15 protein-coding genes are annotated in these 16,403 nt (G+C 42.5%); 12 read left to right on the top strand and 3 right to left on the bottom strand.

The genetic code is table 11. The features are described from left to right. The first annotated feature begins 166 nt into the window (after positions 1-166). The 6 genes from ffh to OQE68_RS04800 all read left to right on the top strand — a co-directional run bounded on the left by ffh (position 167) and on the right by OQE68_RS04800 (position 4,830). A complete protein-coding gene (gene ffh, locus OQE68_RS04825; protein ID WP_180567272.1) occupies positions 167-1,555 on the top strand; it encodes a signal recognition particle protein in 1,389 nt (462 codons plus the stop codon). Positions 1,556-1,754: 199 nt separating this feature from the next. Next, a complete protein-coding gene (gene rpsP, locus OQE68_RS04820) occupies positions 1,755-2,015 on the top strand; it encodes a 30S ribosomal protein S16 (protein ID WP_180567273.1) in 261 nt (86 codons plus the stop codon). A gap of 28 nt (positions 2,016-2,043) precedes the next feature. Then, complete coding sequence (rimM, locus tag OQE68_RS04815; RefSeq protein ID WP_180567274.1) at positions 2,044-2,601, top strand: ribosome maturation factor RimM; 558 nt, start codon at positions 2,044-2,046, stop codon at positions 2,599-2,601. A gap of 3 nt (positions 2,602-2,604) precedes the next feature. Beyond that, positions 2,605-3,357, top strand: a complete 753-nt coding sequence (gene trmD, locus OQE68_RS04810) for a tRNA (guanosine(37)-N1)-methyltransferase TrmD (RefSeq protein WP_180567275.1) — start codon at positions 2,605-2,607, stop codon at positions 3,355-3,357. A 46-nt stretch (positions 3,358-3,403) separates the two neighbouring features. Then, a complete protein-coding gene (rplS, locus tag OQE68_RS04805) occupies positions 3,404-3,757 on the top strand; it encodes a 50S ribosomal protein L19 (RefSeq protein WP_163835080.1) in 354 nt (117 codons plus the stop codon). Between the two features lie 260 nt (positions 3,758-4,017). Beyond that, positions 4,018-4,830, top strand: coding sequence for a carbohydrate-binding protein (locus tag OQE68_RS04800; protein WP_180567276.1), 813 nt, complete (start codon positions 4,018-4,020; stop codon positions 4,828-4,830). A gap of 49 nt (positions 4,831-4,879) precedes the next feature. Here OQE68_RS04800 and OQE68_RS04795 read toward each other — a convergent pair whose 3' ends face one another. The 3 genes from OQE68_RS04795 to OQE68_RS04785 all read right to left on the bottom strand — a co-directional run bounded on the left by OQE68_RS04795 (position 4,880) and on the right by OQE68_RS04785 (position 8,232). Next, entirely contained in the window at positions 4,880-5,629 is a 750-nt protein-coding gene (locus tag OQE68_RS04795) for a ParA family protein (RefSeq protein WP_180567277.1), read from the bottom strand. Continuing rightward, complete coding sequence (locus OQE68_RS04790) at positions 5,626-7,200, bottom strand: CHAD domain-containing protein (protein WP_180567278.1); 1,575 nt, start codon at positions 7,198-7,200, stop codon at positions 5,626-5,628. The genes OQE68_RS04795 and OQE68_RS04790 overlap by 4 nt, the downstream gene beginning before the upstream one ends. 150 nt (positions 7,201-7,350) lie before the next feature. Then, the gene (locus tag OQE68_RS04785) at positions 7,351-8,232 is read right to left on the bottom strand and encodes an alpha/beta hydrolase (protein WP_180567279.1); all 882 of its coding nucleotides are present in this window, start codon (positions 8,230-8,232) and stop codon (positions 7,351-7,353) included. Positions 8,233-8,328: 96 nt separating this feature from the next. Between OQE68_RS04785 and xerD the strand changes: the two genes are divergently transcribed. The 6 genes from xerD to prfB all read left to right on the top strand — a co-directional run bounded on the left by xerD (position 8,329) and on the right by prfB (position 16,383). Further along, positions 8,329-9,222, top strand: coding sequence for a site-specific tyrosine recombinase XerD (xerD, locus tag OQE68_RS04780; RefSeq protein ID WP_180567409.1), 894 nt, complete (start codon positions 8,329-8,331; stop codon positions 9,220-9,222). A gap of 181 nt (positions 9,223-9,403) precedes the next feature. Further along, entirely contained in the window at positions 9,404-10,135 is a 732-nt protein-coding gene (locus OQE68_RS04775; protein ID WP_180567280.1) for a DsbC family protein, read from the top strand. A gap of 319 nt (positions 10,136-10,454) precedes the next feature. Continuing rightward, positions 10,455-11,759, top strand: a complete 1,305-nt coding sequence (locus OQE68_RS04770; protein ID WP_180567281.1) for a homoserine dehydrogenase — start codon at positions 10,455-10,457, stop codon at positions 11,757-11,759. Positions 11,760-11,861: 102 nt separating this feature from the next. Further along, the gene (thrC, locus tag OQE68_RS04765; RefSeq protein ID WP_180567282.1) at positions 11,862-13,265 is read left to right on the top strand and encodes a threonine synthase; all 1,404 of its coding nucleotides are present in this window, start codon (positions 11,862-11,864) and stop codon (positions 13,263-13,265) included. Positions 13,266-13,465: 200 nt separating this feature from the next. Further along, positions 13,466-15,208 (top strand): single-stranded-DNA-specific exonuclease RecJ, encoded by a 1,743-nt coding sequence (recJ, locus tag OQE68_RS04760; RefSeq protein ID WP_180567283.1) that lies wholly within the window; start codon positions 13,466-13,468, stop codon positions 15,206-15,208. A 76-nt stretch (positions 15,209-15,284) separates the two neighbouring features. After that, a protein-coding gene (prfB, locus tag OQE68_RS04755) for a peptide chain release factor 2 (protein WP_180567284.1) occupies positions 15,285-16,383 on the top strand; the annotation gives its coding sequence in 2 pieces (ribosomal slippage) (positions 15,285-15,359 and positions 15,361-16,383; 1,098 coding nt in all). The last annotated feature ends 20 nt before the right edge of the window (positions 16,384-16,403 follow it).

Here is a 16,403-nt window from a genome sequence, read left to right as displayed (position 1 = left end):
GCAAGCTGTCTTGATATGGGCTGTCTGGCTGTGAGCAGTAACTTGAATGGGTGGGTAGTAGCTTACACAAGCCTTTAGCAGTTTATATCAAGACAGCTTATAGCATTTGTAGTAGGTACCTAATGCTACAAATGAATGAGCAAAGGTTATTAATAGGGCTGGTTCCATGTTTGAAAACTTAACAGATCGACTCTCACAAACCCTTCGTAATGTAACAGGTAAAGCAAAACTCACCGAAGATAATGTTCGAGATACATTGCGTGAAGTGCGAATGGCCTTGTTGGAGGCGGATGTTGCGCTACCTGTAGTGAAAGACTTTGTTGCACGGATTAAAGAGCGAGCAGTTGGCCAAGAGGTACAAAAAAGTCTAAGCCCAGGCCAGATGTTTGTGAAAATCGTCCAGTCTGAGCTGGTTGCCATTATGGGCGAAGCCTGTGACGACTTGAACCTAGCTGCGCAGCCCCCAGCGGTTATCTTAATGGCAGGTCTCCAGGGTGCGGGTAAAACTACATCTGTTGCTAAGCTGGCTAAGTTTCTGACTGAGCGAAAGAAAAAGTCAGTGCTAGTGGTAAGTGCCGATGTCTATCGTCCTGCCGCAATCAAGCAGCTGGAAACACTAGCAAATGAAGTTGGAGTACACTTTTTTCCAAGTCATACAGAGCAGAACCCTGTTGATATTGCTAATGGTGCGATCAGTGAGGCGAAAAACAAGCATTATGACGTGGTAATTGTGGATACAGCAGGTCGTCTCCATATTGATGAGCAAATGATGGAGGAGATCAAGGTCCTGCATAGTGCAGTCAACCCAATCGAAACCTTGTTTGTGGTAGATGCGATGACTGGGCAGGATGCGGCTAACACAGCAAAAGCTTTTAGTGATGCCTTGCCACTCACTGGCGTGATTTTAACCAAAGCAGATGGTGATGCTCGTGGAGGAGCGGCTTTATCCGTTCGCCACATTACCAGTAAGCCAATTAAGTTTTTGGGTGTTGGTGAGAAAACAGATGCCCTTGAGCCATTCCATCCAGACCGGATTGCCTCCAGGATTCTAGGGATGGGGGATGTGCTTTCCTTAATCGAAGAGGCAGAGCAAAAGCTTGATAAGCAGAAAGCGGATAAGCTGGCTAAAAAGCTGAAAAAAGGTAAGGGCTTTGACTTAGAAGATTTTCGTGACCAGCTCCAGCAGATGAAAAAGATGGGTGGCATTACCAGTATGATGGATAAGCTGCCTGGCATGGGACAGATGTCTCAGCTGGCACAACAAAAAATTGATGATAAACCCTTAGTCCAAATGGAAGCGATTATCAGCTCCATGACACCTGCTGAGCGGTCTAACCCAGACATTATTAATGGCTCACGGAAAAAACGGATTGCATTGGGTTCTGGTACCCAGGTTCAGGACATTAACCGTTTGCTTAAACAGCATAAACAAATGCAAAAAATGATGAAAAAAGTCACCAAAAAAGGTGGTTTGACCAAGTTGATGAGGGGAATGGGGAACATGAAAGGGATGGGTGGTATGATGCCCCCTGGCGGTAAATTCCCTGGGATGTAAGCTATTCTTTTAAAGCAATAACGCATATTCAATGCAAAAGCCTGCTGCGGATTACTTCAGCAGGCTTTTCATTATGGTTGATATTCCGTAGAATATGCGCCCTTCCGAGTAGTGGTTGAACAGTTGGCTGGCTACTCGAAAGTAAACACCTGAGCAGTAATAGCTCATTTGTTGTAAATAGAGAACTAGGAAAAGTCTAATGGTAACAATTCGTTTAGCACGTGGTGGCTCTAAAAAGCGCCCGTTCTATCACTTAACGGTGACTGATGCGCGCAACTCTCGTGATGGTCGCTTTATTGAGCGAGTAGGTTTCTTTAACCCAGTTGCTCGTGGTCAAGAAGAACGCTTACGCGTTGATAATGATCGTGTTGAGTACTGGTTAAGCAAAGGTGCTCAAACTACTGATCGTGTTGCTAAATTATTAGCTGAAGCTAGTAAGCAAGCTGGTCAAGCGGCTTAATTTTCCGTGTGAGCAGTTTGAGGTGGTTATGGCAGTAACGAGTAATGTAAACCAAAACGACTTATTGGCACTGGGGCGTATTTCTTCAGTGTATGGTGTGCGTGGTTGGGTTAAGGTTTACTCTTATACTGACCCTATGGATAACATTTTTGGTTATTCGCGTTGGCTCCTCAAGCAAAAAGGACAGCTTCGAGAGATTGCAGTTGTTCAAGGCAAAAAGCATGGTAAAGGCCTGGTTGTACACTTAGAAGGGTGTAATGATAGAGAGCTTGCACAGCAATACTGTGGTGCAGAAGTGTTCATTCACAAAGATCAGCTGCCTAGTTTGGTTGAAGGCGAGTATTACTGGCATCAACTGGAAGGCTTGCGAGTTATTGCAGTCGCTACGGGTGAATATCAACAAACAGACCTAGGTCGAGTCATTAGACTTATGGCTACAGGTGCGAATGATGTTTTAGTAGTGAAAGGCGATAAACAAAGCGTTGATCAGCGTGAACGATTGATTCCTTTCTTACCAGATCAGGTGATTGAGTCCATCTGTTTAAAAACAGGTGAAATACGGGTCGATTGGGATCCGGAGTTTTAAATAGTGTGGTTTGGGGTTGTTTCCCTCTTCCCTGAAATGTTCAATGCCATCATTGAGTATGGCGTAACAGGAAGAGCGGTAAAGCAAGGTTTACTTGAGGTGGCATTTTGGAATCCAAGAAGCTTTACTCATGATAAACACCAAACAGTGGATGACCGACCTTATGGCGGTGGTCCCGGCATGTTGATGAAAGTTCAACCTCTGCGTGATGCCATCCAGGCAGCAAAGCAAGCTGCTGGAACTGAGGCTAAGGTGATTTACATGTCCCCTCAGGGGCGCCAGCTAACCCAGCAAGGGGTTGTGGAGTTGGCACAAAATGAAAAACTCATCATAGTCGCAGGGCGATATGAAGGTATTGATGAGCGCATAGTCGAAACCGAAATCGATGAAGAGTGGTCGGTGGGTGACTATGTCTTAAGTGGTGGTGAAATTGCTGCCATGACGCTAATTGATGCGGTCTCACGCTTTGTCCCGGGCACTCTAGGTCACAAGAATTCCGCTTTGGAAGACTCTTTTGCAGAAGGTTTACTTGATTGTCCTCATTTTACTCGGCCAGAACAGGTGGCAGGGTTACAGGTTCCACCCGTATTACTGAGTGGCAACCATGAAATGATAAGGCAATGGCGACTGAAACAGTCGTTGGGAAGAACCTGGTTAAGACGTCCTGATTTATTAGCAAAGCATCAACTTGATGGCGAGCAGCAGGCGTTACTTGCTGAATTTCAGCAGGAATATCAGGCTAACCAAGGGCAATAAGGTCTGTAGCTAGCGGAAAGTGTTTGTATCTAGGAGCAAACAAGAGATGAGCAAAAACAAGATTATTCAGCAAATTGAAAATGAGCAAATGAACAAAGAGATCCCTGCCTTTGGGCCAGGTGATACAGTCATTGTTCAGGTAAAAGTAAAAGAAGGTAGCCGTGAGCGTTTACAGGCCTTTGAAGGGGTTGTGATTGGTAAGCGTAATCGTGGTCTGAACTCTTCTTTCACTGTTCGTAAAATTTCCAATGGAGTAGGGGTTGAGCGTGCGTTCCAAACTTACAGCCCGTTGGTAGATAGCATTACTGTTAAGCGTCGTGGTGATGTACGTAAAGCGAAGCTTTACTACTTGCGTGAGCGCTCTGGTAAAGCAGCAAGAATTAAAGAAAAACTTTCCTAGTTCCAATAAAAAAAGCAGCGTTAGCTGCTTTTTTTATGTCCTTTGTAAATGAATCGACTTTGCCTTGTTTGAAGTATCTACTCTTTGTCTGGTAAGAGCTTTTACATATTTTAAATGTAAAGCATGTCTTTTTTCTTGTCTGTTATGGGTTCTTTGATAAAATACGACACTTGTTACCGTTAATTTTACCGATTATACCACTTGCTTAGTGCTTTGGGACACTTACAGTTATTACGTGGTATAAGAAGACAAGGATGCTTATGAAACGCTTACCACTAAAGTGTATTGCCTGTTTTGTCACTTTACTTTTTTCTTCTTTAAACTTTGCCGGACAACCTATTAAGCTAGTTAAGGCGATGAGCTCTGGTTATAGCTTTTATGGTACTCGCTCTGAACATCAATATTTTGAAATTTTGGTTGAGCGTAATCTCAAAGCTGAAGTAGTTGGAGTACGCTTAATTAATAATGAGGGCGAGTGGCAAGATTTGCCTGCGAAAAAAATAGCAGTTATTGATGGGCAAATAGAACGTTGGCAGTTGAGTCATCAGTCTTGTATGAGGGGCTTAGTGCTGTGTAGTAGTCATTATCAGCAGCCAAGTATCAACTTTATTAAGTTTGCTGTTTATGCAAACACTGCAACAGGGCAATACTGGGATAATAACCAAAGCAAGGATCATTGGTTAACTAAAGGTGCTGGTTGGTTATTGGCCAAAGATATCAATGTGACAGTAAACAATGCTTTTTCAGGCTCGTTATATAAAGAGCAAAAGAGTTTTTATCCACAAGTGTTGGTGAAAAATATTGCACATGCTAAGCAGGTGCAAGTGGTTTATAGTTTTGACAGCTGGTTAACAAGTCATACCGTTGAAGCCAAGTATCAAACTTACCAGATCATTGGACCCAAAGGAGGCTTGGTCAAAAATCCAAGTAAATACGGAGTAGAAAGTTGGGGAGCCTCAATACCTGTGGCCAAGGAAAATCAGCTGGCGTACTTTGTAAGGTATAAAGTGGATGGACATTGGTATACAGATAATAATTTAGGGCAGAATTATCGAGTTATTCGAAAACAATAAGTAACCCTATATTGAGATGATTAATGTTGAAGCCCATCATAAATGGGCTTCAAGCTAAATAATAGGACTCAATTTTTTTCCAAAGCGTTTGATAGGCAATGGCTCCAGATTTTTTAGGTGCAAAAGTTGCTACTGGTTTCTGGTGAATACCCATATTTTCAATTTCTGCACAAAAAGGGATAGATTGGCTAATGATACTATTAAAGTGCATTTTTATCCTGGCTTCAGACTGTTGATGCAATTTTTTGGATGCTTGAGCCATAGAAAAGAAAGGGTGAATTTTGCTTTCATCTAGTGACTTTTCTTGAAAAAAATTAACTAGCTGATTTAAAGTGCGTTCAGATAAAGTGGTGGGAATAACAGGAACCATAATAATGTCGGCAGCATGAAATACATTTTCAGACAATAGACTGATGCTGGGAGGACAGTCGAGGAAAATGACATCATAGTGCTTCTTTAGTGGTTTTAATAATCTTGCTATTTGTTTTTGTGGTGATTTTTTAAATGCGCCGAGTTTGATATCAAAGTGTCGATAGGATAGTTTGGCTGGCAAGATGTCCAACAATGGGTAGTCTGAAGCTTTGACATGTTGAAATAGCTTATAAGACTGACTGAAAAACCATTTACTTTTTTGTTTTTTAGATGCACTTACTCGAAAATAAAAGGAAGAGGCGCCTTGTGGATCTAAATCGCATAGTAATGTTTGATAGCCAGCCTGACTAGCCTCATAGGCTAAGTTGACTGCTGCAGCTGTTTTACCTACGCCTCCTTTAATGCTGTAAACCGCTATTATCTTCATTGTTGACTAACCTTTTGAAAGAGCTGACTAAACTTGTTGTGAGTGGAAAATGAACAGAAATCATTGAGTTGACTGATTATCTCTGTTTTTAAAGAAGCTTGTTGCTGATGCATAACACTAACTAACCCACCAATTGCCGCTGCTTCGAGAGAGTCGATATTATTGCCATCTAAATAAGACAAAAGCTTTTCTTGTTGAACAGACAGGTCATTGAAGTGACCTAGTTTGTCTTGAAGTTTTTTTAAACTGCTAACTGCTTGTTTGTTGGTAGCCGTGTCCATTAAGTCAGCGAAGAGTTCTAATAAATAGCGGAGCTTTTTGCACTCTAGTCGTAAGTCATGGAATGCTTCATCATCTGTTGTGGCTGTTAGTAAACTGCCATTATGACAAACTAGCTGATATTTATTATGAACTTCTTGTATTGCTACTTTTATGATGGGCTTATGGCTATTCTTGGTTTTTGCTGCTTTTTTGCAAGTTTTTAATGTGTTTTTAATGGTGGCAAAAGTGTCTTGGTAGGTTTTGTTTTGTAAATGTTGAACAATATTTTTACATTCGGCTTTACGTAAATCAGCAAAGGTTTGAAATAATTTATCTAACCCTGGTTGTAGTTGGGTGGGCAGTTGCACTTTTAGTTCGTCTTTAGCAAGTAAGTAAACATCCAGGTCTCTTAATAAATTGGTTTTTTGAGCAAGTGTTTTTAGCTGTTGTTTTAATTGTTTGGTTTCAGCTTTGGGAAATACCTGTTTGATTAAACTTAGCAATGAGCGGATTTTACGAATAGCTACTCGGTAATCATGTAAATACTCAGTATCAATATCATCAATTACACCCTGCTCATTTTGTTGGGCAAGTGCCAGCATGGTATTAACCATATTAAGCACTGCTTCGCGTGTAGAGGTTTCAGGCTGAATAGCGAAATGAGGCTTGATACTGTAGGGTTGGGGGGCTAGCCTGTGCTTATCCCAATAATCAACGAGTGGTGGTTCTGCAATGGTTGTGAAATGCTGTTCTAGAAACTGAGTAAATTGTTCAGCCTCTTCATTAAAGCCTCTTAAAGGTTGTAACTCTAAATACTCTATAGTGGTAGCGCCGTTACGCTGATCGGATAAAATATAGATAATTGCTTTACAAACCGTTTTTTGGTCGGAGTTAATCATTTTGATTGTATGGCTATCACAGGTTAAGGTAGCCATTTGTTGCAACGCTCTAAGTTTAATAAGAGGTTTTACTTTATTTTTCAGTATTCCGCTTGGTAGCTGGTTTATCTCTAATACTTGACCATTGTTGTTAAGGTTGTTCGCTGTACAGCTTGCAATTAAGCTTTCATAAGCAAAGCAGCCTTTTGGGGCAAGAATAAGTTGGCTGTCGTATTGGTATAGCATGACATTGTCAAACCAAAGGGGCCAGCCAAAAGCATCATATAAAGGGATTGACTGAGTTGCTTGAGAGTGACAAACATTTGGAAATTGTTTCTTTATTAAGCGTACGACAGATTGCGGATTTTTTCGACCAGGTAACTGCCAATAAGATACGACAGGTTTAGCCAACGACTGGGCTAAGAGTGTCATTGTTTACTCCTCTTCCGTGACTTCACATAGCCGCTCCATAATTCTTATGAAGAGCTTTAGTTTATCTTCGAGCCACCCCACTCGGTTGTATTGCAAAAGCTTGGTACTGCTTCGCAGTGCTTTTACTTCGTTTCTATAGGTAGAGCGCAGCTATTTATTTTGCAGGTTTTGATTAAGAAAATCCAATAGCATTTGACGGTGTTGGTTGTAGCTAAAAGTGGCTATATGGGGGCCTTTGGTTGTAATTAACCGGCAATTATCTGGACAGGACTCTACTAAAAGCTTTCCATGATAATAAGGAATTACTTCATCTTCACTGCTGTGAAAAACCAGGATAGGAGAGCGAGTAATTTTAGTTAGTTGATTAATAGGCTCATACTCGTCGGGTATTAGACGTGAAAGAGGGTATTGTAAAGCCCAGGTCAACCAATTTGCATTTAAAACGTCCTGAGCAATAGTACGAAAGCCAGTAAAAGGGGCGTCAATAATAATTACATTAAACGGAGTGTTGCTAATAGCAGCATGATTAATAGCTAAAGCAGCACCAAGGCTTTGTCCCATTAAAATATAAGGAGGAGTGGTATTTTGTTGGAGCCACTGGCTGGCAGCAGCCACATCTTCAAGTACCTCGGGCATAATCGGGCTACCTGTAGATTTACCGTAGCCACGGTAATCCAGCATAAATACCTGGTAATTGTGCTCAACTAGCCAGGCAACGCTATGAATATGGGTGCTGATGTTTTGAGCATTACCATGTAAAAATAAAATAGTGGCCTTGGGTGTATCCTTTGGTTTAAGCAGCCAGTTTTTGAGGGTATTGTTTGATGAGGGTTGTAGAGTGATAGTCTCATACTCAATGCCTAGTTGAGTAGGCGTAAGTCGATAGTGGTTATCAGGATAAAAAAACTGTCGGGTTAACCAGTAATTAGCAGGCATGGCAGCGGGTAATATGAATACTATTAATAAGCAAAGGGTAATGGGTGATAGAAGAAGCCGCAAAATACGACTTTTGTTGATTAGTTGTTGGCTCATAACCTTTAATATGCTGAAACTTAGACTTTTTTGGGTACCTTTAATAAAGTTGCTCATTTATACAGCAGTTAATCAAGTTAATATGTGATGACAGGAATGACAACAGTAAAAGCAGACCAGTTAATTAATCAGTTTCTTGATCACTTATGGTTGGAAAGAGGCACTAGCCAAAATACCTTAACTGCTTATCGGAGTGACTTGTCTGGGTTTGCAAACTGGCTTGAGTCTAAGCCGCTGCTATTAGTAACGGCTGACCATATCCAGTCCTACCTTCAACACCGGCTACAAGCGGGATACAACAAGCGTTCTCAAGCGCGATGTTTATCTGTGTTGCGTCGCTTTTATCGGTATCTACTATTGCAGCAATTGCGACAGGATGACCCTACCCAGCATATTGCGATGCCAAAACTGGGCCGCTATTTACCCCGGTCATTGTCTGAAGAGCAAGTTGAAGCATTACTTGAAGCCCCTGATTTATCAACCTTGGTAGGGCAACGAGATAAAGCCATGCTTGAGCTCTTATACAGTAGTGGGCTACGGGTATCGGAATTGGTAGGTTTAACTGTACATCAACTCAGTCTTAACCAAGGAGCACTGCGAGTTGTAGGTAAGGGCAATAAAGAGCGCCTGATTCCTGTCGGTGAAGAAGCACAAGACTGGCTTGAAAGTTATCTAGCAAATGCTCGGTCCCACTTAGTGGGAGGTGTTAGCTGCGAAGTGTTGTTTCCGTCAACACGGGGCACAGCGATGACCAGACAAACATTTTGGCACCGAGTAAAAAAATACGCCGTATTGGCGGGAATGGGCATTGAAGTTTCTCCTCATACGCTACGCCATGCCTTTGCTACACATTTACTCAACCATGGGGCAAACTTGCGGGTAGTCCAGATGATGCTTGGACACAGTGATTTATCTACTACACAAATTTATACCTATGTGGCTCAGCACCGATTACAAGAGCTTTATAAAGAGCACCATCCAAGAGCTTAGTTTGTTACATGCCATTACTTTAAGAATATAGCACTAGCGGCTTATTCAGAAACAGCCTTGACGCAGGTGCAATTTAATCAAGTGGTCAATCTGTTATAATCGCCCGTGTGTAGGAGGGAACCTTTTGCTTAAATGTCTCTCTCTAAGTGCAGGTGGATTTTAAAACACAACGAGGATTTGTATGACTCCCTTTCGTAAATTAGCCCTTGGAGCAATAATTGCTTTAGCGGCAAGCTCAGCGATCGCTGCTTCTCCTGAGGAGGCTATTAAAGCCAAGTTAAGTCAGTTGGGCGGTAAAGTGACTATAGACCGAATTACTGAAACACCAGTGAAAGGGGTCTACGAGGTGCAGTTTTCTGGTGGTCAGCTAGTTTACACAAGCGCTGATGGTGGTTACCTGTTTCGTGGCGATATGTTAAAGATTGATGGTAATAAGTGGACAAACTTAACTGAACAGGCTCGTAGTAAAGCGCTGGCTAAGTTAATTGATGGCGTACCTAAAGAAAAGATGGTGGTTTTTTCTCCAGAGGGTAAAGCCAAGTCTCATATTACGGTATTTACGGATGTTGACTGTGGCTACTGTCGTAAGCTGCATACTGAAGTGCCAGAGCTTAATAAAATGGGCATAGAAGTCCGTTATTTGGCTTTTCCTCGTGGTGGTAAGCAATCATCAGCCTACTCTGTAATGGAGAATGTTTGGTGTGCCAAGGATCCTAAAGATGCCATGACCAAAGCCAAAAAAGGTGAAAAGGTAGCGGATAGCAAGTGTGCAAGCCCAGTTGAGGAGCAGTATAAGTTGGGCTTACAAGTCGGTGTGAGTGGTACACCTGCTTTAGTTTTGGCTGATGGTCGTTTGATTCCAGGCTATCAGCCTGCTGAAAACTTAGCTAAGTTGCTAGGCGTTAAAAAATAGCGATCTAAGTTGTCCGACACTTTCGTGATTTGATGTTAATTATCAATTTATTTTGTCGGTTATCGTTTTATCATGTCGGTATAGTGCCATAGTGTATTATATCGACAGTCTATGTATTCTGTTCACTTTTGCCCTCTTAATTAGCGTCCTCATGCTAACTATTCCAGTTATGTTGTTTGCATAGTAATAATTGTTCTGCAATTCCTGCTCCACTCATTGATTAATGGCGCTATAATAACCGGCTCGATAAAAGAGGTTGTGGTAGGTTAGCTATATAAATACCCAATCTGATGATGGCTAAGTCAACTGGGGGTCTATTTTGAAGCCCGTAAAAGTAGGAATATGTGGGTTAGGTACCGTGGGTAGCGGTACATTCAATGTGTTACAGCGCAATGGGGAAGAGATTGCGCGGCGTCTTGGTCGAGAGCTTGTTATTGAACAGGTGGGTGCTAGACGGGATAACCCGGCTTGTAATCTTTCTGATACCAGTATCACGCGTGATATTTTTGAGGTTGCCAAGAACCCTGCCGTAGATATTGTGGTTGAGTTAATCGGGGGGTATGACACTGCAAAAGAGCTGGTTTTAACGGCTATCCAACATGGTAAGCATGTGGTGACAGCTAACAAGGCTCTGATAGCTGAGCATGGTAATGAAATCTTTGCCGCCGCAGCAGAAAAGGGTGTTATTGTCGCCTATGAGGCGGCCGTAGCGGGTGGAATTCCAGTGATTAAAGCTATTCGTGAAGGGTTAGCGGCTAATCGGATTAATACGATTGCTGGCATTATCAATGGTACGGGTAACTTTATTCTGACTGCTATGGCAAAGGAAAAGCGAGAGTTTGCCGATGTTTTGGCCGAAGCTCAAGCGTTAGGCTATGCAGAAGCTGACCCGACATTTGACGTAGAAGGTATTGATGCAGCACATAAGCTGACGATCTTAGCTTCTATTGCATTTGGTGTTCCACTGCAGTTTAAGTCTGCTTATACCGAAGGCATTAGTCAGATCACTCCAGAAGATTTAGCGCATGCCAAGGAGCTGGGATATCAAATCAAACATCTAGGAATTGCCCGGCGCAAGCCAGGTGGTATTGAGCTAAGAGTACACCCAACGTTGATTCCAGATACAAAGCTAATCGCCAAAGTCGATGGCGTAATGAATGCGGTGATGGTTGATGCCGATGCTGTAGGACCAACTATGTATTATGGCCCTGGTGCCGGTGCAGAACCTACTGCTTCTGCCGTAATAGCCGATATTGTGGATGTGGCACGCTCAATCGATTCAGTATCTTCAGTAGTTGCTCCTTTAGCCTTTCACTCTGAAGCAATTGATGACACTAAAATTCTTGATATTGAGGAAGTTGAGTCTGCTTACTACTTAAGAATGCAGGCGGCAGATCACCCAGGTGTGATGGCAAACATTACCCGTATCCTTAGTGATTTAAATATTAACATTGAGGCAATTAATCAAAAAGAAGTGCCTGAGGGCGAGCAGTTTGCTGATATCTTTATGCTAACCAGAGAAGTGCGGGAAAAAGATATGAAGGCGGCAATTGAAGCTATTCAAGCATTAGCCGATGTGTCGGGGAGTGTCGTAACTATTCGAATGGATCATTTAGGTCATTGATAAGCGACTAATAAAAGACTATACCTTTCAAGAAAATCTGACGTAAAGGGTATAGTTTAAGCAACACACTAATTATGTAAAATTCCATAAATAGGTAATACTGTGAAGTATATAAGTACCCGTGGGCAAGCACCTGCGCTAAACTTTGAGGATGTCTTACTGACAGGACTTGCCAGTGATGGTGGCCTGTATGTACCTGAAACTTTACCTAAATTTTTGCCTGAACAAATTTCAGCGTGGGCAAGTCTTAATTATGCAGAACTGGCAGAAAAGGTAATAACCCCTTTTGTTGCCGACAGCATTCCAGCTCAAGATTTACACCGGATTATTCAAGATACTTACGCAGGTTTTAGTCATACGGCAGTTGCTCCCATACAACAATTGGGAGCTAATGAATGGGTGATGGAATTATTTCATGGGCCTACTCTGGCATTTAAAGACTTCGCTTTGCAACTATTGGGGCGATTATTAGATTATGTGCTTGCTAAGCGTGATGAGCGGGCAGTGATTGTTGGTGCTACGTCTGGGGATACGGGCTCGGCTGCAATTGAGGGCTGTTGCCCTTGTGAGAATGTCGATATTTTTATTATGCATCCCCATAACCGTGTATCAGAAGTACAGCGCCGGCAAATGACTACGGTTATTAGTGATAATGTATTTAATTTAGCCGTTGAAGGAAATTTTGACGATTGTCAGGCCATGGTAAAAGCCTGCTTTGCTAATCAAGAGTTTTTACAAGGCAAGGCACGTCTGGTTGCGGTGAACTCTATTAACTGGGCCAGAATTATGGCGCAAGTGGTGTATTATTTTTATGCGGCAATCCATTTAGGTGCTCCTCACCGCAGCGTCAGTTTTTCAGTGCCAACTGGCAACTTTGGAGATATTTTTGCTGGCTATATTGCCAGGCAAATGGGCTTGCCAATTAATCAACTAGTGGTGGCCACTAACCGCAATGATATTTTGCACCGCTTTATCAGTGGTAATCAGTATGCTAAAGAGCAGTTGCACCCAACGTTATCGCCTAGCATGGATATCATGATTTCCAGCAACTTTGAACGTTTACTGTTTGATTTGCATGGTCGTAATGGGCAAGCAATTGCAGGTTTAATGGAGCAGTTTAACGAGCAAGGTACTATTAGTATTGAGTCTTACCGCTGGGAACAGGCGCAACAATTATTCAGTAGTTGTCGGGTTTCAGATGAAGAAACTGTCTCGACGATTAACCAGGTTTATGCCGAAACAGGCTATTTGCTAGACCCTCATACCGCAATTGGTGTAAAAGCGGCGCGGAGTTGCCGAACTAATCAAGCGGCGCCAATGGTGACATTGGCAACTGCTCATCCGGTTAAATTCCCAGATGCTATTTTGCAAGCTGGACTGGCCAGCCCAGCGCTACCTCATCACCTAACGGATTTATTTGAGCGGCAAGAGCGCTACCAGGTGCTGGAAAATAAACTGGCTGATGTACAACAGTACATTCAAACTCATGGGCGCTTTTTTAAATAAAAAATAGATGAGTTTATACCCTTCGCGAATGATTTATCCCTACGCTTTGGGTATATAAACTACATTTATTTAAGGGCTACGCGAAAATGTTTATTTTTAGTAGTGCCCTAAAGAGATAGGCATTTGCCTATCTTAACTAAAAAAACACAGCTCATATTTTTCAAGCACTTTTTAGTCAGATATCTTTATAGAAAGCCTCTATGCAAAAACGCATAACCCAACGTTCTTTTGATCTTAGTCGATGCCAGTTTTCGGATTCCCTTCACCCCGTATTGCAACGTATTTATGCCGCGAGAGGAATCAGTGAAGAAAAACAACTTAATCACTCTCTACAAGCCCTTTTATCATTTACCTCACTTAAAGGAATTGAGCGAGCTGTTGAGGTAATTGCAGAGGCTATTGAGGCTCAACAACAAATTTTGATTGTTGGTGACTTTGATGCTGACGGAGCAACCAGTAGTGCTTTGGCTGTGTTAGCACTGAAAGCATTGGGTGCAGAAAAAGTTAACTATTTAGTACCGAATCGGTTTGAGTATGGCTATGGCTTATCGCCAGAAATTGTTGCAGAAGCACTGAAGTATCAGCCTGAGTTAATCATTACCGTTGATAATGGGATCTCCAGTATTGCTGGGGTAGAGTTCGCAAAAGAGCAAGGAATTAAAGTGGTAGTCACTGACCACCATTTAGCAGGTGCTGAACTGCCCCAGGCTGATGCTATTGTAAATCCCAATCAGCCGGGCTGTGATTTTCCCAGTCGTAATCCAGCTGGGGTTGGTGTGATTTTTTATGTGATGGTAGCGCTTAGGCAGCAGCTACGTGAACGGAATTGGTTTGCTACTCGACCAGAACCCAATATGGCAAATTTTCTGGATATTGTGGCATTAGGAACAGTCGCTGATGTGGTGCCATTGGACGACAATAATCGAATACTGGTTCAGCAAGGGTTGAAACGGATTCGTGCAGGGAAAGCCCGGCCAGGTATTTTAGCGCTTATTGAGGTAGCTGGTCGGCATCGGGAACAACTGGTTGCAACCGATCTGGGTTTTGCTGTAGGGCCAAGATTAAATGCTGCTGGGCGTTTGGATGATATGTCCTTAGGTATAGAGTGCCTGCTAACAAATGATCATCAACTAGCAAGAGAAATTGCTTTCCAACTAGATGAATTAAATCGTGATCGCAAGCAGATTGAGTCTGATATGCAACAACAGGCGTTAACTGAATTGCAGCGATTACAGCTGGATCAAGAGGAGCGGCTGCCAACGGGTATTTGCTTATTTGATGCAGCTTGGCACCAAGGTGTTATTGGCATTTTAGCTGCCCGAATTAAAGAGCGAACCCATCGCCCAGTGATTGCTTTTGCTGAAGGAGATAATGGGGAAATTAAAGGCTCTGCTCGCTCTATTCCTGGTTTCCATATTCGTGATGCACTGGATGTGGTGGATAAAAAATATCCTGAACTGATTATTAAGTTTGGTGGTCATGCGATGGCAGCAGGTCTTAGCATTAAGCATGAAAATTTTGCAGCTTTTAGCCAGGCCTTCCAAGAAGTGGCTGCCAGCCAGTTGACTAAAGAGCAGCTGGAAGCGGAAGTATTAACCGATGGCGAGCTAGGCTGCCACGAAATTAACTTATATCTGGCATCTTTAATAAGAGAGGCAGGGCCGTGGGGGCAGCACTTCCCTGAGCCGGTTTTTCAGGGATATTTTCAAGTTGTTCAACAGCGCATAGTGGGTGAAAAGCACTTAAAACTATTATTAAAACACCTTAGCGGAGAGTTATTTGTTGATGCTATTGCGTTTAATGTTGATTTAACGGTGTGGCCTGATCAGTCTATCGCGCAGGTCAAGCTAGCCTATAAACTTGATGTGAACTATTTTCGGGGTAAGCAGAATTTACAGCTGATGATTGAGTATATTGATCCTGTAAAGCCAAACAGACATTGATTCTCCATTTCTAAATGGCTGGCATTCGGTTAAAATGCCAGCTTTTTTACGCAAGATTTTTTGGAAACTATTCTCAATGCAAGAAATTAATCCGATCCTGCAAACGATTGATGACTTAAAGCACCGTACTGAAGTACTCAGGGGGTATCTTTGACTATGCTGGCAAGCAGGAACGGCTAGTTGAAGTTGAACGTGAGCTAGAAGACCCCAGTGTTTGGAATGAGCCTGAGCGGGCGCAGGCACTAGGTAAAGAAAGGTCTCAGTTAGAGTCAGTCGTAGGCACGATTGATAAACTCTCCCAGGGTGTTGATGATGCTAAAGAGTTACTGGATATGGCGATTGATGAAAATGATCCCGATTCAGTAACAGAAGTAGAGGCTGAGCTAAGTGAAATGTCGAACTTACTTGGTCAGCTTGAGTTCCGGCGGATGTTTTCTGGCCAGATGGACCCCAATAATGCCTATCTTGATATTCAAGCCGGTTCTGGTGGCACAGAAGCTCAGGACTGGGCCAATATGCTACTACGGATGTATTTGCGCTGGGGTGAGCAAAAAGGTTTTAAAACTGATTTGATTGAAGTATCAGCCGGTGATGTGGCTGGTATTAAAAGTGCCACCATTCAGTTTTCGGGTGATTATGCATTTGGTTGGCTTAGAACCGAAACTGGCGTACATCGGCTAGTGAGAAAGTCACCTTTTGATTCTGGTAATCGACGACATACCTCATTTGCATCAGTATTTGTTTCACCTGAAATTGATGAGGATATTGAAGTAGATATTAATCCGGCTGATTTACGGATTGATACCTATCGTTCCAGTGGGGCTGGTGGTCAGCACGTTAATACGACAGATTCAGCCATCAGGATTACTCACTTACCTTCAGGTATTGTTGTTCAGTGTCAAAACCAGCGTTCGCAGCATCAAAACAAAGATAAAGCCATGCAACAGTTAAAAGCTAAGTTGTATGAGCAGGAAATGCAAAAGCGTACTGCAGAGCAGCAGGCACTAGAAGACAGTAAGTCAGATATTGGCTGGGGCAGTCAAATTCGCTCTTATGTGTTGGACTCGTCCAGAATTAAAGACTTACGAACTGGGGTGGAAACCTCAAATTGTAATGCCGTATTAGATGGTGACCTTGATAAGTTTATTGAGGCAAGCTTAAAGAAAGGCTTGTAATTTTAGCCATTAAAGTAAGT

Source organism: Spartinivicinus marinus, from assembly GCF_026309355.1.
In the GTDB taxonomy this organism is placed as follows: domain Bacteria; phylum Pseudomonadota; class Gammaproteobacteria; order Pseudomonadales; family Zooshikellaceae; genus Spartinivicinus; species Spartinivicinus marinus.
This window is presented reverse-complemented; position numbering and strand designations above follow the sequence as displayed.

What these genes read in the sequence shown, in the direction of transcription:
- OQE68_RS04795 (WP_180567277.1), bottom strand. Translation starts at nt 5,629, where the DNA reads ATGAAGATAATAGCGGTTTACAGCATTAAAGGAGGCGTAGGTAAAACA.
- rplS (WP_163835080.1), top strand. Translation starts at nt 3,404, where the DNA reads ATGAGCAAAAACAAGATTATTCAGCAAATTGAAAATGAGCAAATGAAC.
- recJ (WP_180567283.1), top strand. Translation starts at nt 13,466, where the DNA reads ATGCAAAAACGCATAACCCAACGTTCTTTTGATCTTAGTCGATGCCAG.
- rimM (WP_180567274.1), top strand. Translation starts at nt 2,044, where the DNA reads ATGGCAGTAACGAGTAATGTAAACCAAAACGACTTATTGGCACTGGGG.
- OQE68_RS04785 (WP_180567279.1), bottom strand. Translation starts at nt 8,232, where the DNA reads ATGAGCCAACAACTAATCAACAAAAGTCGTATTTTGCGGCTTCTTCTA.
- OQE68_RS04800 (WP_180567276.1), top strand. Translation starts at nt 4,018, where the DNA reads ATGAAACGCTTACCACTAAAGTGTATTGCCTGTTTTGTCACTTTACTT.
- OQE68_RS04775 (WP_180567280.1), top strand. Translation starts at nt 9,404, where the DNA reads ATGACTCCCTTTCGTAAATTAGCCCTTGGAGCAATAATTGCTTTAGCG.
- rpsP (WP_180567273.1), top strand. Translation starts at nt 1,755, where the DNA reads ATGGTAACAATTCGTTTAGCACGTGGTGGCTCTAAAAAGCGCCCGTTC.
- xerD (WP_180567409.1), top strand. Translation starts at nt 8,329, where the DNA reads ATGACAACAGTAAAAGCAGACCAGTTAATTAATCAGTTTCTTGATCAC.
- ffh (WP_180567272.1), top strand. Translation starts at nt 167, where the DNA reads ATGTTTGAAAACTTAACAGATCGACTCTCACAAACCCTTCGTAATGTA.
- OQE68_RS04790 (WP_180567278.1), bottom strand. Translation starts at nt 7,200, where the DNA reads ATGACACTCTTAGCCCAGTCGTTGGCTAAACCTGTCGTATCTTATTGG.